Source organism: Kitasatospora sp. NPDC038210 (assembly GCF_055600605.1).
Genome location: NZ_JBVJYK010000039.1, coordinates 18,003 through 44,531, shown reverse-complemented (window position 1 = coordinate 44,531; position 26,529 = coordinate 18,003). Strand labels below are relative to the sequence as shown.

Genomic DNA, 26,529 nt, shown 5'->3' with positions numbered 1-26,529 from the left:
GAGCGGATGATGCGGGACGCGAAGATCACGCAGATCTACGAGGGCACCAACCAGGTCCAGCGCATCGTCATGGCCCGCAACCTCCCGTAAGGCGGCCACGGGCCCCGTCCGGCCCGGGCGCCCACGGCCCCCGACCGCCCGTCCGCGGTCGGGGGCCGCGCCGGCCGGAGGAAATCCGGGCGACGGCGGGCAGCTCCGCTCCCTAGGCTGCCCGCCATGTCCTCGGCACCTTCCGCGTCCTCCCTGCCCGCCTCCGCCACGGCCTCCGGTTCCGCCACGGCCTCCGCGCCGTCCACCCTCAGCCTGGCCGCCGTCACCCCCGGGAACATCGACGCCGCCCTCGCCCTGCGGGTGCGCCCCGACCAGGAGGGCCTGGTCGCGCCGGTGGTGAAGTCGCTGGCCGAGGCGTACGCGTACGGGGAGACCGCGTGGCCGCGGCTGATCCTGGACGACGGGAAGCCGGTCGGCTTCGTGATGGCCTTCTTCGACATCCGCTTCCACCCGGAGCACCCCGACGACCGCCCGCGCTCCGGCCTGTGGCGCCTGCTGGTCGACGCCGAAGCGCAGCGCGGGGGCTACGGCCGCTTCGCCGTCGAGCAGGTCTGCGCCGAGATCCGCCGCCGCGGCGGCACCCGGGCCACCGTCACCTACGTGCCCGGCCCCCACGGCCCGGCGGAGTTCTACGCCCGCCTCGGCTTCCGCCCGACCGGCGAGCTGAGCGGCGACCAGACGGTGGCCGAGCTGGAGCTCTGAGGCCCCCGGGACCCGGCCCGAGCCGGGTCAGTCGAGCAGTGCCGCCGCCTGCGCCCGCGCCCGCCGCAGCCAGTCGGCGCGGTCGGCGGCGGTCGAGTCGGTGACGGTGCGGAACACGGCCCGCCGTACGTCGGTGACGCCGACGTACGGCAGCACGCAGGCCGCCCAGATCCGCTCCAGCGGGTCGCCGAACTCGCTGCGCTCGCGGTCCTCGGGCGTGTCCGAGGTGTTGAGCACCAGGGCCCGCCCGGCCCGCAGCAGCCCGGCCGGTTCGCCGTCCGCCGTGCCGAGCTTGTAGGCGACGCCGGGGGCCAGCACCCGCTGCACCCAGCCGGCCAGGACGGCGGGCGGCATGCCCCACCAGTTGGGGTGGACCAGCACGAGCGCGTCCAGGGTGGCCACCTCGGCGCGGTGCAGGGCGAGGCCGGCATCGGCGGACGGGTCCGCCGCGTCCACCGTGCCGGTCTCCTCGGCGGTCAGCAGCGGCGCGAAGCCCTCCGCGTAGAGGTCGTGCGCCCGTACCTCGCAGCCGCGCCCCCGCAGTTCGTCGACCACGGCCTCGTACAGGGCGTGGTTGAAGCTGCCGCGGCGCGGGTGCGCCAGGTAGACCCCGATCGTGCCCATCGTCCGTTCCCCTCCCGCTGGTTGACGAAAGGTGATGCTACGTTCCGAGGGTGGCGGGTAGGGTGCCGGGCCATGACCGAGCCGGACTTCCTCGCCGCGACCAGGGCGTTCTACGACACCATCGCCGCCGACTACGCCGACCGCTTCAGCCGCGCGATGGACACGAGGCCGACGGACCGCGCCGTGCTGGCGCTCTTCGCCGACCTGGTCCGCGCCGAGCGTCCGGACCCCAGGACGGCCGAACTCGGCTGCGGCCCGGGCTACGTGACGAGCCACCTGCACGGGCTGGGCCTGGACGTGCGCGGGATCGACCTCTCGCCCCGGATGGTCGAGCTGGCCCGGGCCGCCTACCCGGAGGTCCCGTTCGAGGTCGGCTCGCTGTTCGACCTGCCCTTCCGGGACGGCGAGTTGACCGGCGCGGTGGCCTGGTACTCGATCATCCACACCCCGGCGGAGCGCCTCCCCGAGGTGTTCGCCGAGTTCGCCCGGGTGCTCGCCCCCGGCGGCCGACTGCTGCTCGCCTTCCAGGTCGGCGAGGAGCCCCTGCACCTGGACCAGCCCTTCGGCCACCCGGTCTCACTGGACTTCCGCCGCCTGCGGCCGGAGCGCGTCGAGGAGCTGGTCCGCGGGGCCGGTCTGGTGATGACCTCCCGTACGGTCCGCGAGCCGGACGGCGAGGAGAGCACCCCGCAGGCCTACCTGCTGGCCCGCAAGCCCGCAGTCGCCCGCAGCCGTCCGTCGGCGGCCCGGACCGGGCCGGGCCGGACCGGGCCGCGCTAGGCGGCCTCGGACGCGGACGACGGTGACGGCGCTCCGGAGGCGGTCACGATCACCTCGTCCAGCACCTCGCGCGAGCGCAGCAGGTCGTTGATCGTCCGGTCGATCCGCTCCCGCTCCGCGGTGAGCTCCTCGACCAGCAGCGGGGTGGCGATCTCGCTCGGGCTGCCGTCGGAGTCCCGCATGCAGGGGAGGATCCTGTAGATGGTGCGGCTGTGCAGCCCGGCCGCGAACAGCTCCTGGATGTGCACCACGCGGTCGACGGCCGCCTCCGGGTACTCCCGGTGGCCGCCGTCGGTGCGGCGGGCCACCAGCAGGCCCTGCTGCTCGTAGTAGCGCAGCGAGCGCTCGCTGACGCCCGTCCGCCGGGCCAGTTCGCCGATCCGCATGCCGTCCACCCGTCGTCCGATCCGAGCCCCGAAAGGGCTTCGCCCCGTAGGGACTTGAACCTGACACCGATGTTAGCTTCTACGGTCTCCGGCATGACGACGAACACTGGAACCGCCGGTCTCTTCGAGCCCGCAGACCTGGGCCCGCTCCGCCTCCCCAACCGCCTGGTGATGGCACCGATGACGCGCACGCGGGCCGGCGCCGACGGTGTTCCGCAGCCGATCATGGCCGAGTACTACGCGCAGCGCGCCGGAGCCGGGCTGATCATCGCCGAGGCCGCCACCCCGAACCGGGTCGGCCGGACGTACGCCGGCACCCCCGCCGTCCACGCCCCCGAGCACGTGGCCGGCTGGCGCACCGTGACCGGGGCCGTCGCCGCGGCCGGCGGCCGGATGTTCCTGCAGCTCCAGCACGGCGGGCGGATCGGCCACCCGGAGAACAGCGGGCTGCACCCGGTGGCGCCCTCGCCGGTGGCCTTCCCCGAGACCGTCCACACGCCGGGCGGGCACCGGGAGGCCGTCGTCCCCAGGGAGCTCACCGGGGCGGAGATCCGGCAGACCGTGGCCGACTTCGCGGCCGCCGCCCGCAACGCCGTCGAGGCGGGCTTCGCCGGGGTCGAGGTGCACGGCGCCAACGGCTACCTGCTGCACCAGTTCCTCGCCCGGAACACCAACCGGCGCACCGACGCGTACGGCGGCCCGGTGGCGAACCGGATCCGCTTCGTGGTCGAGGTGGTCCGGGCGGTCGCGGCGGAGATCGGCCCCGAGCGGGTCGGCCTGAGGGTCTCGCCCGGCTTCACCGGCCAGGGCATGGACGAGGGGGACACCGCCGAGATCTACCGCGCGCTGGTCGGCGAGCTCGCCGACGACGGCCTCGCCTACCTGCACGTGGTCTTCGCGGACCCGGAGGACGCCGTCTTCCAGGAGCTCCGCAAGACCTGGCCGGGCACCCTGATCGCCAACCCGGTGCTCGGCTGGGGCGGGCCGCTGCCCGAGGACGGCGGCCGGGCCGCCGCCGAGCGGCTGCTGGCGGCGGGGGCGGACCTGATCTCCTTCGGCCGCGGCTTCCTCGCCAACCCCGACCTGGTCGAGCGCCTGCGCACCGGCGCCCCGCTCAATCCGCTCCGTGACGGGCTGATGTACGGCGGGGGAGTCGAGGGGTACACCGACTACCCCGCGCTGAACGGCCGGCAGACCGGATAACACGGCGCCTCCGGCCTGCGCGCTCCCGGGGGGACCGAGCGGGAGCGGACCGCTCGTGCCATGATCCCTGCATGAGTTCCAACGTTTTCTTCGACATCACCATCAACGACGAGCCGGCCGGCCGCATCGTCTTCAAGCTGTTCGACGAGGTCGTCCCGAAGACGGCCCAGAACTTCCGCGAGCTGGCCACCGGCCAGAACGGCTTCGGCTACGAGGGCTCCGGCTTCCACCGCGTGATCCCGGCCTTCATGCTGCAGGGCGGTGACTTCACCAACCACAACGGCACCGGCGGCAAGAGCATCTACGGCGAGAAGTTCGCGGACGAGAACTTCCAGCTCAAGCACGACCGCCCGGGCCTGCTGTCGATGGCCAACGCCGGCCGCAACACCAACGGCTCGCAGTTCTTCATCACCACCATCGTGACCGACTGGCTGGACGGCAAGCACGTCGTCTTCGGCGAGGTCGTCGAGGGCATGGACCTGGTGAAGAAGATCGAGTCGCTCGGCTCGCAGAGCGGCCGCACCTCGGCCGTTATCAAGATCGCCAAGTCCGGCGTGGTCGAGTAATCACCGCCGTCCGAGGCACGCGTACCGCCCCGGAGTGGGAAGTCGGATCCGCCGACTTCCCACTCCGGGGCGGTGGCGTTTCCCGCCGGCCGCCCACGAACGAGGGTCCTAGGCCCAAGGACCGATGGCCCGGCGCCCCCGGCCCGGCTGGAATGGGCGGATGGACGACGACAAGGCGTACGAGGGCCTGACATCCGCCGCACGGGCGGCCTACCTGGCGCGGATCGGCGTGCCGGACCCCGGGGAGCCGTCGGCGCAGGCGCTGGCGCGGCTGCAGGAGGCCCACCTGCGGGCCGTCCCCTTCGAGAACCTGAGCCTCCACCTCGGCGAGACCGTGGTGCTCGACCCGGCGGCCCTGGTGGCGAAGGTGGTGGAGCGGCGGCGCGGCGGGTTCTGCTACGAACTGAACGGTGCCTTCGCCGAGTTGCTGCGCTCCCTGGGCTACCGGGTGAGCCTGCTGTCGGGCCGGGTCTTCGACGGGGAGCGCCTCGGCCCGCCGTTCGACCACCTCGCGCTGCGGGTCGACCTGGACGAGCCCTGGCTGGTCGACGTCGGCTTCGGCCGGTTCAGTCGGCTCCCTCTGCGCCTGGACGGGCGCGCCGCGCAGCCCGACCCGCACGGCACGTTCACCGTGGTCCCGTACGGCGCCCACGGCGAGCTGGACGTCCGGTTGGACGGCGCCCCGCAGTACCGCCTCGACCCGCGCCCGTACCCGCTCGCCGACTTCGGTCCGACCTGCTGGTGGCAGAGCACCTCGCCGGACTCGCACTTCACCCGCTCGACCACCTGCTCCGTCCTCACCGAGGACGGCGGCCGGACGACGCTCAGCGGCACCCGGCTCATCCGCTCCGCCGCCGACGGCACCCGCACCGAGCGGCAGCTCACCGGGGCGGAGGCGCTGAGCGCCTACCGCGAGCACTTCGGCATCACGCTCGACCGACTGCCGGGCTGAGGTCGGGCCGGGCCGGGCCGCGGGAGGGGCAGGGTAGCCCGGGCGGGCGGCCGCCCGGGCCGGAACCGCCCAATCGTCCCGACCCGCGCCGACGCCGCCCTACGCTCTCCTCGGACGTGGGCCGAGCCGCGGCCGAACCCGACTTCCCGGCAAGGTGGTTCAGCGATGATCGAGCAGGGCGCCGACGACGGCGAGGTGACCTACGAGCAGGTGACGGTGGTCTCCCTGGCCTCCTGCGAGCCGGCTTCCCGCGAGCCGGCCGCGGGGGAGCCGACCGGCCCGGCGCGGTTCGCGGTCCGGGTGGTCCGCGAGGGCATGACCGTCAAGCGGGTGGCGGGCTACTGGGTGCGCTGGGACGAGCGCCGGGGCGACGAGCTCCGCCACCACGCCCGCTGGGTCGCCGACGAGGAGTACGTCCGGCCGGGCACCGGAAGCCTGGACGGCACCCTCGCCGTGACGGTCGCCGCCTACTGGACGGACGGGGCGCGGGTCTTCACCCGGCGTCCCAGCACCGAGACCGCGGTGATCTTCCGGCCCGGCGAGACCGAGCACGAACTGGTGCTGGAGCAGGCCGCGCCGCACCGCCCGGCCGCCCTGTCGGTGCAGCTCGCGCACGCCCGCTGGCTGGGCGGCGCCGGGCAGCCGATCCACTACGGCTACTCGGGTGCCACCGAGGACGCGGGCGGCGAGGGGGAGTGGCTGGTCCGCTTCCCGGAGTGCGGCACCGGCCTGCTGCCGTACGCCGGCCAGGCCGAGGCGGGCTGACCCGGCGGGGGACAGGGGAGGGTCGGCCGGACGCCGCCCCCAGAGGGCCCCTGGGCGCATCACCGTCCCGTGGAAACGCCGCCGCCTCCCCGACCGGGCGGTCGGGGAGGCGGCGGCGTCGACGGTGGAGCGGGGATGCGCCTACTTGACGTCCGGCACCGCGGTGTCGTTCTTGAAGGCGTCGAAGACCTGCTTGGACTTGTTGGCGTCCCACAGCACCGCGGACTCGCCGGTCTTGGTCCGGAAGTCCGCGTTGCCGATCGGCACGGTGATCGTCTTTCCGCTGCCGCCGTTGACGTCCTTCATGGCGAGGAAGAGCGAGCCGAGGTCGGTCAGCCCGCAGTCGTCGTCCACGATCAGGGTGCCGAGCGCCGAGTCGACCAGCGGGTAGAAGGTGAACGGGTCGAGCAGGTTGCTCGGGGAAGCGGCCTGGTGGGCGAGGGCGCCGAGGAACTTCTGCTGGTTGCGCATCCGGCCGAGGTCCTGGTCGGCCATCTGGTGGCGCTGGCGGACGAAGGCCAGGGCCTGCTTGCCGGTGAGGGTCTGGTCGCCGGCCTGGAGGTCGAGCCCGGAGTCCTTGTCCTTGACGGGCTGGTCGATCTTCATCTCGACGCCGCCGATCGAGTCGACGATCCCGACGAAACCGGCGAAGCCGATCTCGGCGTAGTGGTCGATGCGGATGCCGGTGTTCTGCTCGACGGTCTGGACGAGCAGGCGTCCGCCGCCGGCACCGAAGGCCGAGTTGATCTTCGCGGTGGTGCCCTTGACCGGCTTGCCGTTGCTGCCCGCGTGCTCGGGGATCGGCACCCAGGAGTCACGCGGGATGCTCATCAGGGTGTTCCCGTTGTCCCCGACGTGCAGGATCATCATCGAGTCGCTGCGCTTGCCCTCGTCGTGGCCGGTGTGCAGGTCGTCCTGCTCGCCCTCGGTGAGGCCCTGGCGGCTGTCCGAACCGACGATCAGCCAGTTGGTGCCCTTGCCCGCGGCCGGGCGGCCCGGGTAGTCGGCGAGCACGTTCTCGTGGTTGAGCTTGGAGTCCGCCCAGAACCAGGTGGAGACGGCGGTCACCATGACGGCGATCAGCAGGCCGAAGACCGTCCACTTGACGATCCGGCGCCGCGGCCAGCGCGTGGCCTGCGCACCGGCCGGCCGGGCGCCGGCGGGGCCGGCCGGGCCGCCGGGGCCACCCGGGCCGCCGGGTCCGCCCGGACCACCCGGTCGCCCGGGGCCGGCCGGAGCACCGGGGTGGCTGGCCGGAGTACCGGGGTGGCCGGCCGGAGTACCGGGGTGGCCGCCCGGAGCGCCGGACCCCTGCTGCGGAACACCACCGAGCCGGGACGGCCCCGGCTGCCCCGCGGGCCGCGGCGCGGACGCCCCCGGCCCGCGCGGGTTCAGCGAGGCCGGAAGCGGCGGCTCGGCCGCCGCGCCGCCTCCGCCGTTGCCGCCGTACGGGTTCCCGCCGCCCCCCGGGCGGCCTTCCTGCCACGTGTTCATGCCGTTGAGGATGCCCGACCCCGGTCGGGCTGACTCCCCCCGGGGGGCCCACCGGGCCTCTTGTAGCAGTTTTGATGCACGTACCGGATCGTTCCGCCGTAACGTCCGGACACCCCGCGGTCCAGCGGCTGAAACGATTCTTGACCGGCTCGAACGGACCGTGCTTGCATGCCAGGCATGGACCAGCCTGCACTCACGCGTCGGCGGCACGTCGACCTTCGGCGTGGTGTGGCCTGTTCGCTCTGTCGCGGCTGACGCGCGCCCGTCGAGACCCGCACGTCCTCCGACGTGCCGCCCCGGCACCGGGCCCCACCCCGGTGACCCCGCCGCAGCGCCTCCCCCGCTGCGCCGCGCCCCCCGCTTCCAGCCCGAGGTGAACCCATGGCCGTCGTCCTGTCCGTTTCCGGCTCCCCGTCCGCCACCTCCCGCACCACCCGCCTGCTGCGCCACGTCGACGCGCGGCTGGCGGACCGCGGCCACCACGTCGTCCCCTTCGAGGCCCGCAGCCTGCCCGCGCACGCGCTGCTGTCGGGCGACTTCGACCACCCCGAGATCATCGCGGTCACCGAGCTGTTCGCCCGTGCCGACGGCGTGGTGATCGGCACCCCCGTCTACAAGGCCGCCTACTCCGGGCTGCTGAAGGCCCTGCTGGACGTGCTCCCGCAGTACGCGCTCGCGGACAAGGCCGTCCTGCCGCTGGCCACCGGCGGCTCGCCCGCGCACGTCCTCGCGGTGGACTACGCGCTGCGTCCGGTGCTCAGCTCGATGGGCGCCGGCCACGTCACCCAGGGCTGGTTCGTGCTCGACCGCCACATCACCGCCGGGGAGGACGGCTCGACCCTGCTGGAGCGCGAGAGCCGGACCCTGCTGGAGCCGGTCGTCGAGGGCTTCGCCACGGCTCTGGAGCGACTGGCCGCACCGGCGCTGACCGGCTGCTGACCGGCCGGGCTGCCGTCGCCGCGGCCCGTACGGGGCGTCCCCGAGACGGGCCGCGGTGACCCCTAGGGGGAGGCGCGCCGTGCCCCGTAGAACCTTGGTTGGGGCGCTTCATTCCGTCGGATGACGAGCCGTCCGCCGTCCACTCCTAACGTGGTTCACACATCCCCACCCGCCGGGAAGCGGCCCGGAAACGTCGGGTCCGGCAGCCAGGTCCACCGGGAGGGTGGGGCTTACTCCCGGTCGAGGACTACGGCCTGCCCCATGTCGTGAGGCGGGCGGGCCCGTGAGGCTGGGGCCAACGGGTGAGCGCACCTTCCACGAGGAGACTCCAGTGACGACGGCAGCAGCAGCCGTGTACGACCCCCAGCTTCCCGGCGGAGCCTCCGCCGTCGCCGCATCGGCACGTCAGGTCACCAAGGCGTACGGCTCGGGCGAGACCAAGGTCACCGCGCTCGACGCGGTCGACGTCGACATCCAGCGCGGCCGGTTCACCGCGATCATGGGCCCCTCGGGCTCCGGCAAGTCCACCCTGATGCACTGCCTGGCCGGGCTCGACACGGTCAGCGGCGGACGGATCTGGATCGGGGACACCGAGATCACCGGCCTCAAGGACAAGCAGCTGACCAGACTGCGCCGCGACAAGATCGGCTTCATCTTCCAGGCGTTCAACCTCCTGCCGACCCTGAACGCGCTGGAGAACATCACGCTCCCGATGGACATCGCCGGCCGCCGGCCCGACCAGGCCTGGCTGGACCAGGTGGTGGAGACCGTCGGCCTGGCCGGCCGGCTCAAGCACCGCCCGGCCCAGCTCTCCGGCGGCCAGCAGCAGCGCGTCGCGGTGGCCCGGGCGCTGGCCGCCCGCCCCGAGATCATCTTCGGCGACGAGCCCACCGGGAACCTGGACTCCCGGGCCGGCGCCGAGGTGCTGACCTTCCTGCGCCGCTCGGTGGACGAGCTGGGCCAGACCATGGTGATGGTCACCCACGACCCGGTCGCCGCCGGCTACGCGGACCGCGTGCTCTTCCTCGCCGACGGCGTGATCGTCGACGAGATGCACGCGCCCACCGCCGACTCCGTCCTCGAACGCATGCGCCGTTTCGACGGCAAGCGCACCAGCTGAGCGGCGGGCCACACCACCATGCTGCTCAAGACCTCCCTGCGGAGCTTCTTCGCCCACAAGGGCCGGATGGCGCTCTCGCTCATCGCCGTCGTGCTGTCGGTGGCCTTCGTCTCCGGCACCCTCGTCTTCTCCGACACCGCCACCAGCACCTTCGACAGGCTCTTCGCCGCGACCGCCTCCGACGTGTCCGTCCAGCCGCCCAAGCCGGCCGAGGACGAGGAGCAGCAGGCCGCCGTCAAGCCGCCGACCGTCCCGGCCGCGCTCGCCGACCGGATCGCCGCGGTGCCGGGCGTGAAGAAGGCCGTCGGCCGGGTCATGGTCCAGAACGCGATCCTGGTCGACCCGGCCACCAACAAGCTGGTCGGCCCGACCAGCGGCGCGCCCACCATGCTCGGCAACTGGACCGAGACCCCGCGCAACCCCGTCACCATCACCTCCGGCCACGCGCCGCAGGGCCCCGGCGAACTGGTGCTGGACGCGGACACCGCGAAGAAGGCCAAGCTCGGCCTCGGCGACAAGGTCCGGGTCGAGAACTCCGGCGGCAAGCACGACTTCACCATCGCCGGCATCGCTACCTTCACCACCACCAACCCGGGCGCGGCGCTGGGCTTCCTGGACACCCCGACCGCCCAGCAGGTGCTGATCGGCGAGCCCGCCTACACCTCGATCGACGCCTTCGGCGACGGCAGCCGCAGCAACGACCAGCTCAAGGCGGACGCGGCGGCCAGGATCGGCGGCGGCTACCAGGTCAAGACCGCGGCCGAGCAGAAGGACGAGAACACCAAGCAGGTCGGCAGCGGCCTCGACTTCATGAAGTACGCGATGCTCGGCTTCGCCTTCGTCTCGGCGATCGTCGGCGGCTTCCTCATCATCAACACCTTCTCGATGCTGGTCGCCCAGCGCACCCGGGAGATCGGCCTGCTGCGCGCCATCGGCGGGAGCCGCTCGCAGGTCAACCGCTCGGTGCTGGTCGAGGCGCTGATCCTGGGCGTGCTCGGCTCGACCCTCGGGGTCGCGGCGGGCCTGGGCGTCGCGGTCGGCCTGATCAAGCTGATGAACGCGATCGGCATGGACCTCAAGGCGGCCGACCTGCAGATCGGGCCGGACGTCTTCGTCGCCGGCTACGCGCTCGGCATCGTGGTCACCCTGGTCGCCGCCTGGTTCCCGGCGCGCCGGGCGAGCCGGATCTCGCCGATGGCCGCCCTGCGCGACCACGGCACCCCGGCGGAGGGCCGCGCCAACCTGGTCCGTACGGTCGTCGGCCTGCTGCTGACGGCGGGCGGCGGCGCCCTGCTGGTGCTCGGCGCGCAGTCGGAGAAGGCGGCCACCGGCGGCCGGTACCTGGGCCTGGGCGTGCTGCTGACCCTGGTCGGCTCCGTGGTGCTCGGCCCGCTGCTGGCCTCGGCGATCGTCCGGGTGCTGGGTGCGGTGCTGCCGGCCGTGTTCGGCCCGTCCGGGAAGCTGGCCCAGCGCAACGCGATGCGCAACCCGCGCCGCACCGGCGCCACGGCCGCCGCACTGATGATCGGCCTGGCGCTGGTGATCGCCTCCTCGGTGTTCAGCTCCTCGGCGGTCACCTCGGCCAATGCGCAGATCGACAAGTCGGTGGGCGTGGACTACATCATCCAGGGCGGCCGCACCGAGGTCACCCCCGAGATGCTGGACATCGTGCGCCGGACCCCGGGCATCGACCACGTCACCACCCAGAAGTCCTTCCTGTCGAAGGTCCGGCTGCCGGACGGCGGGCAGGCGAAGAGCGACCTGACCGCGGTGCCGTCCGCCTTCTTCGGCACCGACTTCCGGCCGACCGTCAGGAACGGCGCGGTGGACTCGATCGCCCGCGGCTCGCTCGGGATCGGCGAGGCCTTCGCCAAGGACCACAACCTGAAGGTCGGCGACCGGGTGACCGTCGACTACGGCAAGGGCCGCACCCAGGAGCTGCCGGTCGGCGCGGTCTTCGCCAAGGGCGAGCTGTTCGGCGACGGCTCCTTCGTGGCCATGGACACCATGGCCCGGGTGGTCCCGGCCGCCGAGCAGCCGCCGGTGTGGACCTTCTTCGCCAAGGCCGCCCCCGGCGCCGACGTCACCAGGACGCTGGCCGCCCTGCAGGACGGGCTCAAGGAGTACCCGCAGCTGGTCGTCAAGGACCAGGCCGGCTACAAGGAGCTGGTGCAGTCCCAGGTGAACACCCTGCTGTACCTGATCTACGGGCTGGTCGCCCTCTCGATCACGGTCGCCGTGCTCGGCGTGGTCAACACCCTGGCGCTGTCGGTGGTCGAGCGGACCCGGGAGATCGGCCTGCTGCGGGCGATCGGGCTCTCCCGCCGCCAGCTGCGCCGGATGATCAGGCTGGAGTCCGTGGTGATCGCGGTGTTCGGTGCCGTCCTCGGCACCGGGCTGGGCCTCGCCTGGGGCGTCACCGTCCAGGGGGTCCTGCGGGACCAGGGCCTCGGGACGCTCTCCGTCCCGGCCGTCACGATCGCGATCACCCTGGTCTCCTCGGTGGTGATCGGTCTGGTCGCCGCCCTCGTCCCGGCCTTCCGGGCCGGACGGATGAACGTCCTCGCCGCCATCGCGACGGACTGATCCGGCGCCGGGGGGCGTCGGATCAGGAGCGGGGACAGGGGTCGGGTGCTGCGCGCACCCGGCCCCTGCGGCATGCGGAGGCGGGCCGCCCCGGGCCGTCGGGAGCCTGTTGCGAGCGGTGCCCCTGACGCCGGTTCGGCCTCCGGACGGCTGAGATGATCGTCCGATGTTCCCCTCGGACGCTCCGCCGCTGCCCAGCGCCGCGCCCCTCACCGCCGCGGCCGCCGCCCGCTGGCGCGCCGCCCGTACGGCCTGGCGGCTGGACGGCCGCTGGCTCGCGCTGCTGCCGCTCGCGTTCGCCGTGCTGGCCACCGCCGTGGAGCCGAGTGCCGCCCGGTGCAACGCCGCGGGCGTCTGCCGGGACACCTGGGGTTCGGCCCTGGCCGGCTGGTCGGTCCTGGCCGAGGTGGTCCTGCTGGCGACCAGGATCCGGGCCCGGGCGCTCGTCCCGCCCGTCGTCCTGGCCCTGCTCTGGTACCTGCCGGACGGCTTGGTCACCCCGCTCGCCCGCTGGTCGGCGGTGCTGCTCCACGTGCTGCTCACCGTCGTCCTGCTGGGCGCCGAGGCCGGCCGCCGCCGCGCCCGCCAGCAGCTGGACGAGCTGATGGCGCCGCCCGTCCCCTTCCCGTGGACGGCCGCGGGGGCGCCCTCGCCCGTCCACCGCGACGGACCGTCCGTGCGGCGCCGGGTCCTCGCCGTCCTGCTGCTCGTCGTCGCCGCGGCCTTCCCGCTGTACGGGCTCTGGGCACAGGCCCGGACGGACGCCGCCGCCGAGCAGGCCGCCCGGGTGACCGGCACCGCGGGCACCGCCGACCGGGACGGCGTCCTGACCGTCCGCTTCCAGCCGCCCGACGGCGGCCCCGAGCGCACCGCAGCCCTCGACGTCTGGTGGCAGCGTCGGCCGCAGCCCGGCGAGCCCGTCCCGCTGCTGGTGGACGGCGACCACGTGCGCGCCCTGGGCGACGACTACGACCTCTCCGGCCAGCTGAGCGCCGGCGGCCTGATCGCCCTGCCCGGCCTGGTGCTGCTCGGCTCCGCCGCCGTCGCCGCCGCCCGCCGCGACCGGCCGGCCTTCGAGGGCTCCGCCCCCGCGCTCGCCGTGCGGGTGCGCGCCGACGCCCGCGGCGACCTGCTGGTGCAACCGCTGGACGGGCCGCCGGACGGCGCCGGCCTCTGGCGGCTGGTCGAGCGCGACCGCTACCGCTGGGCCAGGGGCGGCGCGCCGGACGGGGAGGGCCCGGCCTGGGTGCCCGAGTACCTGCCGACCGGCGACGAGGACGCCGACTACCCCGACCCGCTGGCCCACCCCGACCCGGACGACCCGGACGGCTTCGACGACGACCCGGACGACGTCGACGCCCTGCTGGGCGAGGACGACGAGGAGTTCCACGACCGCGCGACCCCCGCCCAGGCCGCCGCCCGGCTGGCCCACGCCGGCCGCAGCGTACCCGCCGTGCTGTACCGCGGCCCGGACGGAACCGACCACCAACTCCTCGTCCGCCCAGGCCTGTTGGACGGTGACCCGTACTGGGTGGCGGCGGTGGCCGACCCCGCCGCCCGGGCCCCGCGGTTCAGCCGGCTCACCGAGCGCTACCGCGGGCGCGAACTCGCCGTCGCCGCGCTGACCGCCGAGACCGTGGCCGCCGCCCCCGCAGCCGGACCGGACGCCGAGCCGGTGGCCGCCCGCCGCTGGGAGATGCCGGCGCCGCTGCGGGCGGCGGCCGGGCCGCTGGCCGCACTGCTGGTCGCGGCCGCCGTGGTGCTGCTGGACGACGACGGCTGGTGGGAGAACCTGGTGCGGCCGCTCTGGATCGGCTCCCTGGCGATCCTCGCCTGCGCCCAGACGCTGTCCTGGCAGATCGTGGCCGACCGCAACGGCCTGCGGGTGGCCACCGCACTGCGCACCCGCAGCTTCCGGTGGGCGGAGATCAGCGCGGCGGCGGTGCACCGGAACCTGCTCACCATCCGGCTGTGCGGCGGGCGGGAGTTCTCCTTCGCCAGCCGTCCCGCGGTCTGGCTGGCCGGCCTCTTCGGCGACCGGTACGACCCGGAGGCGCTGGCCCGCACGGTGGCCACCGCCGCCCACCGGCCCGACCTGCGCCCGGACCGTGCGCTGCCGGACCGCCTCGGCGGCCCCCAGCACCTGGTGAACCGGATCGCGCTGGCCGGCTACGCGGTGTTCACCGTCGCCCACTACGCGCTCTGAAGCGGCACCGGCCGGCACCGGATCCGCACCGGACCGGCACCGCGCCACCCCGGCGGGGACCCGCTCCGACCGGGGCGTACGGTGTTCTCGATCACAGTGCCGGTGCCGCGCCGCGAGGTGCGCGCGGCCGCCCGGACCGGGACGAGACGGGGGCGCGTCCGCACCGGTACGGTGGGCCCCGATGAACACCAAGGCTGCTGAGGAGCTGCCGGCTGTCTCCGTGATCATGCCGGTGCTCAACGAGGAACGTCACCTGCGCACGGCCGTCCGGCGCATCCTGGACCAGGAGTACCCGGGGCCGATCGAGGTGGTGATCGCCCTCGGTCCGTCCGGCGACCGCACCGACGAGATCGCCGCCGAGCTGGTGGCCGAGGACCCGCGGGTGCGGACGGTGGCGAACCCCACCGGCCGGACGCCCGCCGGACTGAACGCCGCGATCCGGGGCTCCCGCCATCCGATAGTGGTGCGCGTGGACGGCCACGGTCTGCTCACCCCCGGCTACATCGCCACCGCCGTCCGGCTGCTGGGCGAGATGGACGCGGCGAACGTCGGCGGCATCATGCACGCCGAGGGCGAGACCGAGTGGGAGCACGCGGTCGCCGCCGCGATGACCTCCAAGCTCGGCGTCGGCAACGCCGCCTTCCACACCGGTGGCCTGGCCGGCCCGGCGGACACCGTCTACCTCGGCGTGTTCCGGCGCGAGGTGCTGGAGAAGCTCGGCGGCTACAACGAGGAGTTCATCCGCGCCCAGGACTGGGAGCTGAACTACCGGATCCGCCAGGACGGCGGCCTGATCTGGTTCACCCCGCAGCTCAAGGTGACGTACCGGCCCCGGCCCTCGGTGCGGGCGCTGTCCAAGCAGTACAAGGACTACGGTCGTTGGCGCCGGGTGGTCACCCGCTACCACCGCGGCTCGGTCAACCTGCGCTACCTCGCCCCGCCGGCCGCGCTGCTGGCGGTCACCCTCGGACTGGTGCTCGGCGCGGCCGTCCACCCGGCCTTCCTCGCGGTGCCCGGCGCCTACCTGCTGGGCATCGTCGGCGGTGCCGTGACCGAGGGCCGCGGCCTGTCCTTCAAGGCCAGGACGATGCTGCCGGTCGCCTTCGCGACCATGCACCTCAGCTGGGGCTTCGGCTTCCTCACCTCGCCGCGTTCGCTGGCGCGCCGGGTGATCGCCAGCGTGGGCCCGTCCTCGAAGGACGTGCTCTCCAAGACCGGCTGACGCCCCGCGAGGACCGGGCCGCTCCGCGAGAACGCCCCGGGCCCCCGGCCGTCGACCAACGGGCCGTCATCCGCTCCGGATGACGGCCCGGCGGCTCTCCCCGGTCCGCCGGGCGGACGGCCCCGTGCCGGTCCGCCCGCAGCGGCCTACTTGGCGCAGGCGTCGGTGTCGTCCGCCTGCACCCGCTGCAGGTCCTCGGGCGCCGCGGTCGGTGCCGCCGCCGGGCCGGCGGGCGCGGCGAGGACGTCCTTGCCCAGCACCAGCAGCACTCCGGCCTTCGGGTCCGCCTTCGCAGCCGGCTTGACCGCGTCGCCCGGCAGCCCGAGGGCGGCGGCCAGGGCGCCGGCCGCGGCCTCCTGGCCGGGCTGGTAGGACACCGTGGTGGTCTCGGCGACCGGGGCGTCACTGCCGACCGCGGCCTTGGCGAAGCCCTTCGCCTGGAGCTTGTCGACGGTCGGCCCGGACTGCCCGCGCTTCCCGCTGCCGTTGCGGACCGTCACCTGGACGGCCTTGGTGTCCACCGCCGGGGCGGTGGCGGCGGGCGTCGTGGGCGCGGTGCCGTCGGGCGCGGCCGGGGTGGCGGTCTCGGTGAGCGAGCGGTCTGCCGCGACCATCGCGAAGAGCTGTCCGGCGTCCGGCTGCTTGAAGATCACCCGGTCCTTGTCCTGGGGGTCGTCCAGGACCGGAACGGTGGCGAAGGTGATGTTCTTGGTGTCGACCTTGCTGATGTCCAGCGCGAGGTCCTTGAGCTTGTCCACGCTGCCGATGCCGGAGTCCACGGTCAGCGCCTTGGTGGCGGCGTCCGCGAGCTTGTAGAGCTTGGTCGGGCTGGTCAGGGTGTCGTCGCTCTTGATCTTGCGGATCATCGAGCTGATGAACTGCTGCTGCAGGGGGATCCGGCTGAGGTCGCCACCGAAGCCGACCGCGTGCCGGGTGCGGACGAAGGCCAGCGCCTCCTCGCCCTGGACGACGTGCCGACCCTTGGTCATCTTCAGGTGGGAGCCCGAGTCGTTGATGTCCTTGGCCGCGCAGACCTCGACCCCGCCGACGGCGGTGGAGAGGGTCTTCACCGCCTCGAAGTTGACCTGCACGAAGTGGTCGACCCGGATCCCGGTGTTCTTCTCGACGGTCTTCCAGGTGCAGCCCGCGTCCCGCCCGCCCTGGCCGAGGCTGTTGTTGAACTCGTTCCGCTGCGAGCCCGGGACCTTCTTGCCCTGGGCGTTCTGGCAGTCCGGGATCGGCACCATCAGGTCGCGCGGGAGGCTGATCACCGTCGCGTTGGAGCGGTCCTTGGAGATGTGGAACAGCAGCGTGGTGTCGGCGTGCCCGACGCTGCCCTCGTCGCCGTACGCGCGTCCGAGGCCCTCCCGGCTGTCGGTGCCGATCACCAGGATGTTCAGCGCCTCCCCGGCGGCCTTGGGTCGCTCGGCCTCGTCGCCCAGCTGGACCTTGACCGAGGTCAGGTTGCTGTTGAAGTGCCGGTACAGGTAGTACGCCCCGCCGCAGCCCGCGACCATCACCAGGGCCCCGGCGCCGGCGGTCCACTTGAGCGCCCGGCGGCGGCGCTGCCGCTTGGCGAGGGCGGCCGCCCGTCGCCGGCTGTCCCGACGGCTCTCACCGGCCGGTGCCTCGGGCGCCTCGGCTGCCCGGCGGCGGCGCTGCCGGGGGACACCGGGCGCCGGGTCCACCCGGTGTCCCCCGGTTTCCGGTTGCTCCTCGTGCACGGGGTTCCCTACGTTCGACCGGTCACGGCTCCGGCCCGCCCGTACTGACGGGCCGGTCCGGACACAGTAGACGAGCCGAATGGGGGAATCGTTCCTGGTGTGATCTGCATCATGTTTGAACAAAGCGGAGGTAAATTACGTTCACCTGTCCGCATTTGGCGGTCACACCGGCGCCGACCTGCGGCGTGGCGGAGTACGGCCGCACCCGGCCCCGCGCGGCCCGCTCAGTGCTGTGCGCAGGCGTCCACGTCGGCGGTGCGTCCCTCGAAGGTGGGCGAGGCGCCCGCCGAGGGTGACGCGGTGGCCGTGGCTGGCGACGTCGCTCCGGCCGCCTCGCCGGAGTCCGCGCCCGGGCTCGCGTCCGCCCCGGTGGTCCGCGCCGCGCTCGACCCCGAGCTCGCCCCGGCGCCGGCCTTCGTGCTCGCTCCCGACGACGGCGCCGACCCGGGCGGCCGGACGGTGACGGGCTGGTCGTCGCGCAGCGCCGTGAACAGCTGGCCGGTCTGCGGCTGCACGAACTCGTCCCGGTCCGAGTCGTAGCGGTAGGGGCGGCGCGGCGCGGTCAGGAAGACCACGTTCGCCGACGGGATGCCGCGCAGGTCCTGGGTGAGGTCGTACAGCGCACCGAGCGAGGACAGCCCGCCGTCCGCCCGGACCGAGGAGGTCGCCGCGTCCAGCACCGGCCACAGCCTGGTCGGGTTCAGCAGCACCCCCTGGGACTCCACCTTGCGGATCAGCGCGGCCAGGAACTGCTGCTGACGGCCCATCCGCTGGGTGTCGCTGCCGTCCCCCAGGCTCTCCCGGGCCCGGACGTAGCCGAGCGCCTGCTCGCCGTGCAGGGTCTGCCGGCCGGCGGGCAGGTCGAGCTTGGCGTCCTTGTCGTGGATCGGCTGCGGCACGCAGACCTCGACCCCGCCGATCGCGTTCACGATCGTCTTGAAGCCGCTGAAGTCGAGGATCACGTAGTGGTCGATCCGGATCCCGCTCAGCTGCTCGACGGTGCGGATCGAGCAGGCCGGGCCGCCCGTCTCGAAGGCCCGGTTGAACTGCATCAGGGCGGGCTTGCTGCGGGTGCCGTCCGGCTGCTCGCAGGCGGGGACGGAGACCATGACGTCGCGTGGGACGGAGACCGCCGTCGCGTGCTTCCGGTCGGCGGCCAGGTGCAGCAGGATCGTGGTGTCCGAGCGCTCGGTGCCGGCCTGGCCGCCGTAGGAACCGTTCGAGCCGGAGCGGTCGTCGCTGCCGATCAGCAGGATGTTCTCGGCGCCCCGTGCGCCGACGGTGCGGCTCGGCCGTTCGGCCTCCAGCTTGGCGAGCAGCCGGTCCGTGGTCGAGTCGGTCCGGATGTTGCCGTCCAGCTTGCGGTAGGCGATCCAGAGCAGCACCCCACTGGCGACCAGCAGGAACGCGACGACGCCGGCGGTGATCATCAGCCACCGCCGGCGCCTGCGCGGGCGTCCGGTCCCGTTCGGGGGAGCGTCCCCGGGGAACGCGTCCGTGGGGGGAGTGTCGGTCGGGGGGTGCTCGGTGTCGTCCTCGGCCATGGCAGGCATCCCTACCCGCCCGGCCGGGGCCCGTGGGTCACCCGAGGCGCAGTGTCACCCGTTCGGATTCGATCCGCTTCTCCCACTGCTCGGCTCCCAGCGCCTGGGAGTTGCGGCACAGCACCACCGAGGCGCCGGCCGCCAGCGGCGCCAGCAGGCCGGCCTCCAGGCCCGCCCAGTCGTCGTACGAGAGCGTGGACAGGACCCGGTCGCCGGGCTTCAGGCCGAGGCGGACCGCCCCCTCCCGGGCCAGCGCGACGGTCTGCTCGCCCGTCAGCTTCAGCGGCAGCCCGTCGACCTCCGTCTCCAGGGCCTGGCCGTCCGGGGCGACGGGGGAGTACGGCGCGAAGCGGTCGCCCTGGCCGGGCACCTCGGCGGCGTAGTCGAGGAAGCCGTCCGGGCGCTGCGGGAAGCGTCCGCCGAGCGGGCGCAGGGCGAGCGCCACCCGCTCGCCCTCGCAGGCATGGGCGGCCTCCAGGCCGTCCGGGCCACTGACCACCAGGTCCGCGGTGGCCGGGGCGCCGCCCGGCACCGCCGCCACGCCGACCGACCAGCAGGCGAGCAGCCAGACGGCGCTCTGCCAGTGGGCGGGCAGCAACAGTGCCGCCCGGTCGCCCGGGCCGGCGTTCAACTCGTCCTGCAGGAGGTTGGCCGTCTTGGCCACCCAGTTGTCGAAGGTCCGGGCGGACAGCTCCACCCGTTCGCCGGTGGCGTCGTCGTAGAAGGTGACCAGCGGGGCCGCGGGATCGACGGAAGGGGTGCCGCCGCGCAGGAATGCGTGCAGCAGCTCGACGGGGGTGCGGGCATCGGCAGCGAAAGGCGCAGTCATGGTGCGCCCCAGCCTACGGCCTTCGAGTGGGAGGTCGGGAGGGGTGGCGGGTGGCACGCGCGAGCGGCGTACGCTGACGTGGCGACAGTAGCGAATTGTCGTCAATATCCGTTTTATGCGTATCTCACTTCTTGCCGGTGCGGCCACGAGCTGCGTCGCCGTCCTGCTGCTCCAGTCGACCGCCGTCTCCACCGCCGTCGCCGACCCGGCACCCGCCGAACAGACCTCCGCCGGCGGCGGCACCGTGACGAGCATGCCGCTGACCGCCGCCGAACACACCGTCACCCAACGCGCCACCAAGCCCTTCTCGCTCATCGGGGTGAGCTGGGACGATCCCCGGCAGTCCCTCGCGGGCACCTCGATCCGGGTCCGCACCCACCGCGTCTCCACCGGCGCCTGGACCGCCTGGCGTCCGCTCGCCGTCGAGAACGAGGACGCCCCCGACGAACGGGACGGCCGCTCCGGCATCCGCGGCTCCACGGCCCCGCTGTGGACCGGCCCCAGCGACGGCGTGGCCATCGAGGTCACCCCCGGGCCGAAGGGGCTGCCCGCCGGGCTCCGCGTCGAACTGGTCGACCCGGGCAGGGGCGCCGCCTCCGCGTCCGCCGTGCGCGTCCTCCCGGCCGAGACCGCGGCCGCCCGGACACCGCAGGACCACGAGGCGCCGCGCCCGGGCATCGTCACCCGGGCGGGCTGGGGGGCCGACGAGTCGCTGCGCGAGACGGGCTTCGTCTACACCGGGACGGTCAGAGCGGTCTTCGTCCACCACACCGACACCGCCACCGACTACGCGTGCAGCGACGCACCGCAGATGATCCGCGCCATCTACCAGTACCACGTGCAGAGCAACGGGTGGCGGGACATCGGCTACAACTTCCTGGTCGACCGCTGCGGCACCATCTACGAGGGCCGCGCCGGCGGCGTCTCGCAGCCCGTCCTCGGCGCGCACACCCTCGGCTTCAACAGCGACTCGGCCGGCGTCGCCGCACTGGGCACCTTCACCACGGAGGGCCCGCCGCAGGAGATCGTGGACGGCATCAGCAAGATCGCGGCCTGGAAGCTCGGCCTGACCGGCCAGGACGCGGCCGGCCACACCAACCTGACCTCCGGCTCCTCGCAGAGCCGCTACCCCAAGGGCACGGTCGTCTCCTTCGACACCGTCTCCGGACACCGGGACGCCTTCGCCACCGAGTGCCCCGGCGACGGCCTCTACGCCCGGCTCGACGACATCCGCTCCTGGGCCGCCCACCTCCAGGGCCGCTGAGCCCCCGTCGGCACCCCCTCGGTCGGACCGGACGCCGCTACCCCGGCTCCGGTCCCGGCCCGACCAGCGCCCGCAGCTCCTCCGTCAGCCCCGCGGTCAGATCCGGCCGGAGGTCGAACCGCGCCGGGGTGTTCTGCAGCAGCGCGATCCGCCACCCCGCCCCCGCGTTCACCGCGATCACCGTCTGCACCGCGTTCAGGCCCGGGTCGAGCTCCCCGGCGCCGTCCGGCACCATCCCGGCGGCGGCCTCCAGGTGCGCCACCCCCGGCGCCAGCGCCCGCACCCGCCGCACGGTGGCCACGTACCGGGGCGTCGCGTGGTCCGCGAAGATCCGCCCCAGCTCGGCGGCGATCACCGACCGGCCCCGGTGCCCGCTCCCGTCGAAGCCGATCACCTGCCCGTCCACCGCGAACGGCCCGGCGAAGGCCGCGCCGTCCCGTCGGTTCCACCCCTCCAGCATCCGGCGGTACAGCCCCCGCACCGCGATCTCGTCCCCGGAGGGCAGCTCCGGCAGCCGCGTATCGTTCATGTACCCATGGTCGACGACGGCGGCGCAGGAGGCGACGGCAGTGACGGGCGGGACGGACGGCACCGGCGGCGGCTCGGCGCGGCGCTGGCGGCCGGGCTTCCCGCTGGACACGGCCCGGACCCTGCTGCCGCTGCGCCGCGGTCCCGCCGACCCGTCGTACCGGACCGCCGGGGACGGTGCGGTCTGGCGCGCCTCCCGCACCCCGGCGGGCGTCGGCACCCTGCGGGTCCTGCCGCACCCCGCCGCGGGCGAGATCGAGGCGACCGCCTGGGGCCCCGGCGCGGACTGGCTGCTCGACCGGCTGCCCGCGCTGCTGGGCGCGGAGGACACGCCGGAGGCGCTGGTGCTCCCGCCCGGTCCGCTGCGTGACGCCCAGCGCCGTACGGCCGGGGTGCGGCTGACCCGGACCGGCCTGGTGCTGGAGTCCCTCGTCCCGGCGATCCTGGAGCAGAAGGTCACCACCGACGAGGCCTACCGCGCCTGGCGCACCCTGCTGCGGGACTTCGGCACCCCGGCGCCGGGCCCGGCCGAGGGGATGCGGGTGGCGCCGTCGGCCCGGGAGTGGGCGATGGTGCCGAGCTGGGAGTGGCACCGGGCGGGCGTGGACCCGAAGCGGTCCGCGACCGTCATGCGGGCCGTCCGGCTGGCGCCGCGCCTGGAAGAGGCCTCCGCGATGGGCCACGAGGAGGCGTTCGCCCGCCTCACCGCCGTCCCGGGCATCGGCGTCTGGACGGCGGCCGAGACCCTGCAGCGCAGCAACGGCGACCCGGACGCGGTCTCGGTCGGCGACTTCCACCTGCCCAACCTGGTCGGCTGGGCCCTGGCCGGCCGCCCCCGCAGTGACGACGACCAGATGCTCGCCCTCCTGGAGCCCTACCGCCCGCACCGCCACCGCGTCTGCCGCCTCCTACTGGCCATCGGCACGCGGGCCCCCCGCTACGGCCCCCGCCTCACCCCCAACGACCACCGCCACCGCTGACGCGGTCCGCGTGGGCCCCGGGCCGACGGGCGACGGAAGAACGGACCTCCACCACCGCCGGCCGCCCGTCGCCGCACCGAGCCCCGGAGCCGCTCGGCGAGGCGCAGCCGCTACCGCACCTCGACGAAGGCGTCGGCGCTGCGCTCCGGGCGCAGGCGCGGGGGTTCGGCGGGGCGGCCGACGGCGACGGCGCCCATCGGGTCCCAGCCGGCCGGCAGGTCCAGGGCGGTGCGGACGGTGTCGCGGCAGAACATCGTGGACGAGACCCAGGCGGAGCCGTAGCCCTCGCCGGTGAGGGCGACCAGCAGGTTCTGCACGGCGGCGCCGGCGGCGACGGTGAACATCTCCCGTTCGGCGGCGGCGCGCCGGGCGTCGGGGTAGTCGTGCGAGCCCTCCATCACCAGGCAGGGCACCACCAGGTACGGCGCGTCGCGCAGGACGTCGCCGCGCGCGGTGCGGCGGGCGATCCTGGCGTCGTCCCAGCCGTCGAGTTCGCGCAGGTCGCGCTGCCAGGCGGCGAGCATCGCGTCGAGCAGCCGGGTGCGGGTGTCGGGCGACTCCAGCAGCACGAACCGCCAGGGCGTGGTGTGGTGCGGGGCGGGCGCGGTGACGGCGGCCGCGACGGCGCGGCGGACGGCGGCCGGGTCGACGGGTTCGGCGGTGAAGGAGCGGACGGTGCGCCGCAGGGTGACGGCCTGCCGCAGCGCCTCGGAGGTGCCGAGCCGGAACATGTCGTCCGCGGCGGGCCGGACCAGCGGCCGGGTGCCCGCGCCGTCCTCGGTGGTGACCAGGTGTCCGAGTCCGCGGACGACCGCCACCGGCACGCCGGCCGCCTTGCCCTTCACCAGGTCGGCGGCGGCGGCGAGTTCGTCGGCGGTCGCGGTGACGGTGAGGGTCAGCTCGTTGCCGTGGCTGTCGGTGCTGCCGCGGTGGTCCTCCAGGACGGACAGCCCGGCGGCGCCGATCGCGACGTCGGTGAGCCCGTTGCGCCAGGGCCGGCCGAAGGTGTCGGTGAGGACGACGGCGAGCCGGCGGCCGGTGAGCTGCTGCAGCCGGGCCCGCAGCGCGCGGGCCGAGGCGTCCGGGTCCTCGGGCAGCAGCAGGACGGTGCCGGGGGCGGTGTTGGAGGCGTCGACCCCGGCGGCGGCCATGACGAAGCCGTTGCGGTTCTCGACGATCCGGGCCGGCCCGCGCCGGGCGACGACCCGGACGGTCTCGGCGTCGATCGCGGCCTCGCGGTCGGCGTCGTGCAGCAGCCGGCCCTCGGCCTTGCTGACGATCTTCGAGGTGACCAGCAGGATGTCGCCGTCGAGGTACGTGCCGGCCTTGGCGATGAGCGCGGCCAGGTCGGCGCCGGCGTCGACCTCCGGGATCCCCTCGATCCCCAGGATCCGCAGCGGCTCGGTCACTTGCGGACCTGCTCCGCCAGCGCCAGTGCCGCCCGTGCCATCTCTGCGGTGGCGTCGACGTCGGTCATCAGCAGCGGGACGGCCCGGCAGGCGATCCCGGCGCCCTCGACCGCGGCCACCGACGCCTCGTCGGCGGTGTCGACCAGCCAGCCGTCGATGAGCGCGGAGCCGTAGTTCAGCGCGACCGCCTCGGCCGTGGCCTCGACGCCGACGGCGGCGAGCACCTTGTCGGCCATGCCCCGCACCGGCGCCCCGCCGATGATCGGCGAGAGCCCGACGACCGGTGCCGCGGCAGCGGCGACGGCCTCCCGGATGCCGGGGACGGCGAGGATGGTGCCGATCGAGACGACCGGGTTGGACGGCGGGAAGAGGATGACGTCGGCCTCGGCGAGCGCCTCCAGCACGCCGGGCGCGGGCTTGGCGGTGTCCGCGCCGACGGGGATGACCGCCTCGGCGTCCACGGCGGCGTGCAGCTTGACCCAGTACTCCTGGAAGTGGACCGCCCGGGTGCCCTGCTCGTCGGTGATCCGCACGTGGGTCTCGACCCGGTCGTCGCTCATCGGCAGCAGCCGCACGCCGGGCTTCCAACGGACGCACAGCGCCTCGGTCACCTGGCTGAGGCTGTACCCGGCGGTGAGCATCTGGCTGCGGACGAGGTGGGTGGCGAAGTCGCGGTCGCCGAGCCCGAACCACTCGGGGCCGACGCCGTACTCCTTCATCTCGGCCTTGATCGACCAGGTCTCGTCGGTCCGGCCCCAGCCCTGCTCCTCGTGGATGCCGCCGCCGAGGGTGTACATCACGGTGTCGAGGTCGGGGCAGACCTTGAGGCCGTAGAGGTGGATGTCGTCGCCGGTGTTGCCGATGACGGTGATCTCGTCCTGCGGTCCGACCGCCGCGAGGAGTCCGCGCAGGAAGCGCGCTCCGCCGATTCCGCCTGCCAGTGCCACGATGCGCATGGGGTCATCCTGCCACGGTCCGACCGTCCGTCAGCCGTGCGCTCGGTGCGTTCCGGCCTGCGCCTGGTGCTCCGCGTGCTGCTCGGGGACGGCGTGGGCGCCGTACTGGTTCATCTCGGTGAGGCCCGGGGTGTAGAGGTGGATCGAGACGGCGGGTTCGAGCGCGCCGTTGACCACCTCGTGCAGGTAGCCGGACGAGAACACCCGCTGCCCGCCGGGCTTCAGGGTGCGGGCGCCCTCGCCGGCGTGCGTGAGGGAGCGCTCGATGAGCTCGCCCCGAACGACGGTCATCACGCCGGAGGAGTCGCCGTGGTCGTGGAAGCCGCTGCTCTGGCCGGGCAGCCAGCTGAGGAGCCAGACCTCGTAGCCGGGGCCGGTCTCCAGGCGGGCGTACCAGCGGGTCAGCGCGTCGTAGCGGACCAGCGGCTCCCAGCGGGCGCGGTCGGCGGCGATCTCGCGGACCAGCCGGGCGTACTCGGCGACGGTGGTGGGGTGGGCCGGCAGGTCTGTGCGGGCCAGGTGCGGGAAGGCGAGCGGGTCGCCGGCGATGGAGACGTCGCTCAGGCCGTCGTGCCAACGGCCGGTACGGGCGGCGGGGGCGGTACGCGCGAGGCCCAGGCGGGCGAGCTTGTTGCGGTCGCGGTTCCGCTTGCGGATGCGGATCATGCGCACGGGAGTCGTCCTCGGAGGAGTCGGCTGGTTCGTCGGGATCAGCCGGATCCGGGATGTCCTGGGGCGGGATTCGCGGGCGGCCTCTGTGCTTCCTGGGGGCGGCGCGCGGTGGGACGCGGGCGCCTAGATACAGCAGGAACAGAGGCGACAACAAGAGTTCGCGGCACGGCGAAGCGTGGAACCGCTCCGGGGGCTGGCGAACTCTGACATAGGAGCAAGGACACCGCATCCACGTGGGCGGTGTCAAACCGAATCGTGCGGCATTCGAGTGGGTTCGGCCCGGATCTTTCCCTGATGGGGTGATTCATCACTCTCTATGTTTCGATGGGAAGATCGCCGGGAAGGCAGGCCGATGACCGGCCTGTGGCGGTGACTGAGCGTCACCTGGCGAATGGTTGCGGACGGTTCGGCACTGTTCAGGGCCTTGAAGCAGAAGGTCCGTTGTGTCCGGATATGTACACTATTCGTAACGGCTTGGTGCCGGGGAGTGAATCCTGGCCCCAATACCAGAGCTCGGCTTGACTGGGCCAGAGTGACGCAACTGTAATTTCACTCGTGTCGTCAGCCGCACGAGGCAACGGCAACCACGGGGACGCCAAGTAGGGGCAGAGGAGGCGCGCCACATGAGCGAGCTCTTTGAGCTGTTGATCGGGGACGGCATCGCGGAGGACGAGGAGGAACTCGGTTGGCAGGAGCGCGCGTTGTGCGCCCAGACCGACCCCGAGTCCTTCTTCCCCGAGAAGGGCGGCTCGACCCGCGAGGCCAAGAAGGTCTGCCTCGCCTGCGAGGTCCGCTCGGAGTGCCTGGAGTACGCCCTCGCCAATGACGAGCGCTTCGGCATCTGGGGCGGCCTCTCCGAGCGCGAGCGCCGTCGGCTCAAGAAGAGCGCGGTCTGAGGGGGCGGGCCCCCGCCTCCGCTGATCCTTCGACAGCGGCGGACGACCGCACGGCTGTACGGGCGCCTCACCGTGGTGGTGGGGCGCTTTCGTGTTCCCGGCCCCCTTCGCGCGGGCTCCGTCCCGGTCCC

The 26,529-nt window shown here is 73.9% G+C and carries 25 protein-coding genes; 15 read left to right on the top strand and 10 right to left on the bottom strand.

Translation table 11 applies throughout. From position 1 onward, the window contains the following. The coding region (locus ACZ7KX_RS39535) for an acyl-CoA dehydrogenase family protein (protein ID WP_144385854.1) at nt 1-90 on the top strand (90 nt) is incomplete at its 5' end. Nucleotides 91-216: 126 nt separating this feature from the next. Continuing rightward, the gene (locus ACZ7KX_RS39530) at nt 217-753 is read left to right on the top strand and encodes a GNAT family N-acetyltransferase (protein WP_470330768.1); all 537 of its coding nucleotides are present in this window, start codon (nt 217-219) and stop codon (nt 751-753) included. 27 nt (nt 754-780) lie between these two features. Here ACZ7KX_RS39530 and ACZ7KX_RS39525 read toward each other — a convergent pair whose 3' ends face one another. Continuing rightward, nucleotides 781-1,377, bottom strand: a complete 597-nt coding sequence (locus tag ACZ7KX_RS39525; protein WP_470330767.1) for an NAD(P)H-dependent oxidoreductase — start codon at nt 1,375-1,377, stop codon at nt 781-783. 72 nt (nt 1,378-1,449) lie between these two features. Between ACZ7KX_RS39525 and ACZ7KX_RS39520 the strand changes: the two genes are divergently transcribed. Further along, the gene (locus ACZ7KX_RS39520; RefSeq protein ID WP_470330766.1) at nt 1,450-2,157 is read left to right on the top strand and encodes a class I SAM-dependent methyltransferase; all 708 of its coding nucleotides are present in this window, start codon (nt 1,450-1,452) and stop codon (nt 2,155-2,157) included. Here ACZ7KX_RS39520 and ACZ7KX_RS39515 read toward each other — a convergent pair. Next, the gene (locus ACZ7KX_RS39515; protein ID WP_470330765.1) at nt 2,154-2,543 is read right to left on the bottom strand and encodes a MerR family transcriptional regulator; all 390 of its coding nucleotides are present in this window, start codon (nt 2,541-2,543) and stop codon (nt 2,154-2,156) included. The two genes, ACZ7KX_RS39520 and ACZ7KX_RS39515, sit on opposite strands and share 4 nt — an antisense overlap. A 93-nt stretch (nt 2,544-2,636) precedes the next feature. Between ACZ7KX_RS39515 and ACZ7KX_RS39510 the strand changes: the two genes are divergently transcribed. The 4 genes from ACZ7KX_RS39510 to ACZ7KX_RS39495 all read left to right on the top strand — a co-directional run bounded on the left by ACZ7KX_RS39510 (nt 2,637) and on the right by ACZ7KX_RS39495 (nt 6,029). After that, nucleotides 2,637-3,746, top strand: coding sequence for an alkene reductase (locus tag ACZ7KX_RS39510; protein ID WP_470330764.1), 1,110 nt, complete (start codon nt 2,637-2,639; stop codon nt 3,744-3,746). A gap of 71 nt (nt 3,747-3,817) precedes the next feature. Further along, nucleotides 3,818-4,312, top strand: a complete 495-nt coding sequence (locus ACZ7KX_RS39505) for a peptidylprolyl isomerase (RefSeq protein ID WP_350520060.1) — start codon at nt 3,818-3,820, stop codon at nt 4,310-4,312. Nucleotides 4,313-4,472: 160 nt separating this feature from the next. Beyond that, nucleotides 4,473-5,264, top strand: coding sequence for an arylamine N-acetyltransferase family protein (locus ACZ7KX_RS39500; protein ID WP_470330763.1), 792 nt, complete (start codon nt 4,473-4,475; stop codon nt 5,262-5,264). Between the two features lie 165 nt (nt 5,265-5,429). Then, nucleotides 5,430-6,029 (top strand): hypothetical protein, encoded by a 600-nt coding sequence (locus ACZ7KX_RS39495; RefSeq protein ID WP_396553241.1) that lies wholly within the window; start codon nt 5,430-5,432, stop codon nt 6,027-6,029. A 141-nt stretch (nt 6,030-6,170) separates the two neighbouring features. On the opposite strand, the gene ACZ7KX_RS39490 is transcribed toward ACZ7KX_RS39495, so the two are convergent. Continuing rightward, entirely contained in the window at nt 6,171-7,523 is a 1,353-nt protein-coding gene (locus ACZ7KX_RS39490; protein WP_470330762.1) for an LCP family protein, read from the bottom strand. A 381-nt stretch (nt 7,524-7,904) separates the two neighbouring features. Between ACZ7KX_RS39490 and ssuE the strand changes: the two genes are divergently transcribed. The 5 genes from ssuE to ACZ7KX_RS39465 all read left to right on the top strand — a co-directional run bounded on the left by ssuE (nt 7,905) and on the right by ACZ7KX_RS39465 (nt 15,596). Continuing rightward, entirely contained in the window at nt 7,905-8,462 is a 558-nt protein-coding gene (gene ssuE, locus ACZ7KX_RS39485) for an NADPH-dependent FMN reductase (RefSeq protein WP_470330761.1), read from the top strand. A gap of 331 nt (nt 8,463-8,793) precedes the next feature. After that, nucleotides 8,794-9,582: an ABC transporter ATP-binding protein gene (locus tag ACZ7KX_RS39480; RefSeq protein ID WP_470330760.1), complete on the top strand. Its 789-nt coding sequence runs from the start codon at nt 8,794-8,796 to the stop codon at nt 9,580-9,582. 18 nt (nt 9,583-9,600) lie between these two features. Next, nucleotides 9,601-12,168 (top strand): ABC transporter permease, encoded by a 2,568-nt coding sequence (locus ACZ7KX_RS39475; protein WP_470330759.1) that lies wholly within the window; start codon nt 9,601-9,603, stop codon nt 12,166-12,168. Nucleotides 12,169-12,334: 166 nt separating this feature from the next. Further along, on the top strand, nt 12,335-14,374 hold the full coding sequence (locus ACZ7KX_RS39470) for a hypothetical protein (RefSeq protein WP_470330758.1): 2,040 nt from the start codon (nt 12,335-12,337) through the stop codon (nt 14,372-14,374). 181 nt (nt 14,375-14,555) lie between these two features. Continuing rightward, nucleotides 14,556-15,596: a glycosyltransferase family 2 protein gene (locus ACZ7KX_RS39465; protein ID WP_470330757.1), complete on the top strand. Its 1,041-nt coding sequence runs from the start codon at nt 14,556-14,558 to the stop codon at nt 15,594-15,596. A gap of 146 nt (nt 15,597-15,742) precedes the next feature. Here the strand turns inward: ACZ7KX_RS39465 and ACZ7KX_RS39460 are convergent, their stop codons facing one another. The 3 genes from ACZ7KX_RS39460 to ACZ7KX_RS39450 all read right to left on the bottom strand — a co-directional run bounded on the left by ACZ7KX_RS39460 (nt 15,743) and on the right by ACZ7KX_RS39450 (nt 19,693). Continuing rightward, a complete protein-coding gene (locus ACZ7KX_RS39460) occupies nt 15,743-17,320 on the bottom strand; it encodes an LCP family protein (RefSeq protein ID WP_470330756.1) in 1,578 nt (525 codons plus the stop codon). A 224-nt stretch (nt 17,321-17,544) separates the two neighbouring features. Further along, nucleotides 17,545-18,864 (bottom strand): LCP family protein, encoded by a 1,320-nt coding sequence (locus tag ACZ7KX_RS39455; protein ID WP_470330755.1) that lies wholly within the window; start codon nt 18,862-18,864, stop codon nt 17,545-17,547. Between the two features lie 37 nt (nt 18,865-18,901). Further along, nucleotides 18,902-19,693: a TIGR03089 family protein gene (locus ACZ7KX_RS39450; protein WP_350520071.1), complete on the bottom strand. Its 792-nt coding sequence runs from the start codon at nt 19,691-19,693 to the stop codon at nt 18,902-18,904. A 115-nt stretch (nt 19,694-19,808) separates the two neighbouring features. On the opposite strand from ACZ7KX_RS39450, the gene ACZ7KX_RS39445 reads away from it, so the two are divergent. Further along, on the top strand, nt 19,809-20,957 hold the full coding sequence (locus ACZ7KX_RS39445; RefSeq protein ID WP_470330754.1) for a peptidoglycan recognition protein family protein: 1,149 nt from the start codon (nt 19,809-19,811) through the stop codon (nt 20,955-20,957). Nucleotides 20,958-20,994: 37 nt separating this feature from the next. Here the strand turns inward: ACZ7KX_RS39445 and ACZ7KX_RS39440 are convergent, their stop codons facing one another. Further along, on the bottom strand, nt 20,995-21,486 hold the full coding sequence (locus ACZ7KX_RS39440; RefSeq protein ID WP_470330753.1) for an SgcJ/EcaC family oxidoreductase: 492 nt from the start codon (nt 21,484-21,486) through the stop codon (nt 20,995-20,997). Between ACZ7KX_RS39440 and ACZ7KX_RS39435 the strand changes: the two genes are divergently transcribed. Next, on the top strand, nt 21,485-22,465 hold the full coding sequence (locus ACZ7KX_RS39435) for a DNA-3-methyladenine glycosylase family protein (protein ID WP_470330752.1): 981 nt from the start codon (nt 21,485-21,487) through the stop codon (nt 22,463-22,465). The genes ACZ7KX_RS39440 and ACZ7KX_RS39435 overlap by 2 nt on opposite strands. 110 nt (nt 22,466-22,575) lie before the next feature. On the opposite strand, the gene ACZ7KX_RS39430 is transcribed toward ACZ7KX_RS39435, so the two are convergent. From ACZ7KX_RS39430 to ACZ7KX_RS39420, 3 genes are read right to left on the bottom strand one after another with little or no spacing between them, the layout of a single operon-like run. Then, nucleotides 22,576-23,874: a coenzyme F420-0:L-glutamate ligase gene (locus tag ACZ7KX_RS39430; protein WP_470330751.1), complete on the bottom strand. Its 1,299-nt coding sequence runs from the start codon at nt 23,872-23,874 to the stop codon at nt 22,576-22,578. Further along, the gene (gene cofD, locus ACZ7KX_RS39425; RefSeq protein WP_470330750.1) at nt 23,871-24,830 is read right to left on the bottom strand and encodes a 2-phospho-L-lactate transferase; all 960 of its coding nucleotides are present in this window, start codon (nt 24,828-24,830) and stop codon (nt 23,871-23,873) included. Before cofD ends, ACZ7KX_RS39430 begins: the two co-directional genes overlap by 4 nt. Nucleotides 24,831-24,860: 30 nt before the next feature. Further along, entirely contained in the window at nt 24,861-25,502 is a 642-nt protein-coding gene (locus ACZ7KX_RS39420) for a cysteine dioxygenase (protein WP_470330749.1), read from the bottom strand. Nucleotides 25,503-26,125: 623 nt separating this feature from the next. Between ACZ7KX_RS39420 and ACZ7KX_RS39415 the strand changes: the two genes are divergently transcribed. Next, nucleotides 26,126-26,398, top strand: a complete 273-nt coding sequence (locus ACZ7KX_RS39415; protein WP_030062195.1) for a WhiB family transcriptional regulator — start codon at nt 26,126-26,128, stop codon at nt 26,396-26,398. The last annotated feature ends 131 nt before the right edge of the window (nt 26,399-26,529 follow it).

Bases quoted from the DNA above. Each gene is read 5' to 3' on its own strand.
- ACZ7KX_RS39475 (WP_470330759.1), top strand. From the start codon at position 9,601: ATGCTGCTCAAGACCTCCCTGCGGAGCTTCTTCGCCCACAAGGGCCGG.
- ACZ7KX_RS39440 (WP_470330753.1), bottom strand. From the start codon at position 21,486: ATGAACGATACGCGGCTGCCGGAGCTGCCCTCCGGGGACGAGATCGCG.
- ACZ7KX_RS39500 (WP_470330763.1), top strand. From the start codon at position 4,473: ATGGACGACGACAAGGCGTACGAGGGCCTGACATCCGCCGCACGGGCG.
- ssuE (WP_470330761.1), top strand. From the start codon at position 7,905: ATGGCCGTCGTCCTGTCCGTTTCCGGCTCCCCGTCCGCCACCTCCCGC.
- ACZ7KX_RS39445 (WP_470330754.1), top strand. From the start codon at position 19,809: ATGCGTATCTCACTTCTTGCCGGTGCGGCCACGAGCTGCGTCGCCGTC.
- cofD (WP_470330750.1), bottom strand. From the start codon at position 24,830: ATGCGCATCGTGGCACTGGCAGGCGGAATCGGCGGAGCGCGCTTCCTG.
- ACZ7KX_RS39520 (WP_470330766.1), top strand. From the start codon at position 1,450: ATGACCGAGCCGGACTTCCTCGCCGCGACCAGGGCGTTCTACGACACC.
- ACZ7KX_RS39450 (WP_350520071.1), bottom strand. From the start codon at position 19,693: ATGACTGCGCCTTTCGCTGCCGATGCCCGCACCCCCGTCGAGCTGCTG.
- ACZ7KX_RS39465 (WP_470330757.1), top strand. From the start codon at position 14,556: ATGAACACCAAGGCTGCTGAGGAGCTGCCGGCTGTCTCCGTGATCATG.
- ACZ7KX_RS39505 (WP_350520060.1), top strand. From the start codon at position 3,818: ATGAGTTCCAACGTTTTCTTCGACATCACCATCAACGACGAGCCGGCC.
- ACZ7KX_RS39415 (WP_030062195.1), top strand. From the start codon at position 26,126: ATGAGCGAGCTCTTTGAGCTGTTGATCGGGGACGGCATCGCGGAGGAC.
- ACZ7KX_RS39515 (WP_470330765.1), bottom strand. From the start codon at position 2,543: ATGCGGATCGGCGAACTGGCCCGGCGGACGGGCGTCAGCGAGCGCTCG.
- ACZ7KX_RS39530 (WP_470330768.1), top strand. From the start codon at position 217: ATGTCCTCGGCACCTTCCGCGTCCTCCCTGCCCGCCTCCGCCACGGCC.
- ACZ7KX_RS39510 (WP_470330764.1), top strand. From the start codon at position 2,637: ATGACGACGAACACTGGAACCGCCGGTCTCTTCGAGCCCGCAGACCTG.
- ACZ7KX_RS39525 (WP_470330767.1), bottom strand. From the start codon at position 1,377: ATGGGCACGATCGGGGTCTACCTGGCGCACCCGCGCCGCGGCAGCTTC.
- ACZ7KX_RS39495 (WP_396553241.1), top strand. From the start codon at position 5,430: ATGATCGAGCAGGGCGCCGACGACGGCGAGGTGACCTACGAGCAGGTG.
- ACZ7KX_RS39490 (WP_470330762.1), bottom strand. From the start codon at position 7,523: ATGAACACGTGGCAGGAAGGCCGCCCGGGGGGCGGCGGGAACCCGTAC.
- ACZ7KX_RS39455 (WP_470330755.1), bottom strand. From the start codon at position 18,864: ATGGCCGAGGACGACACCGAGCACCCCCCGACCGACACTCCCCCCACG.
- ACZ7KX_RS39470 (WP_470330758.1), top strand. From the start codon at position 12,335: ATGTTCCCCTCGGACGCTCCGCCGCTGCCCAGCGCCGCGCCCCTCACC.
- ACZ7KX_RS39435 (WP_470330752.1), top strand. From the start codon at position 21,485: ATGTACCCATGGTCGACGACGGCGGCGCAGGAGGCGACGGCAGTGACG.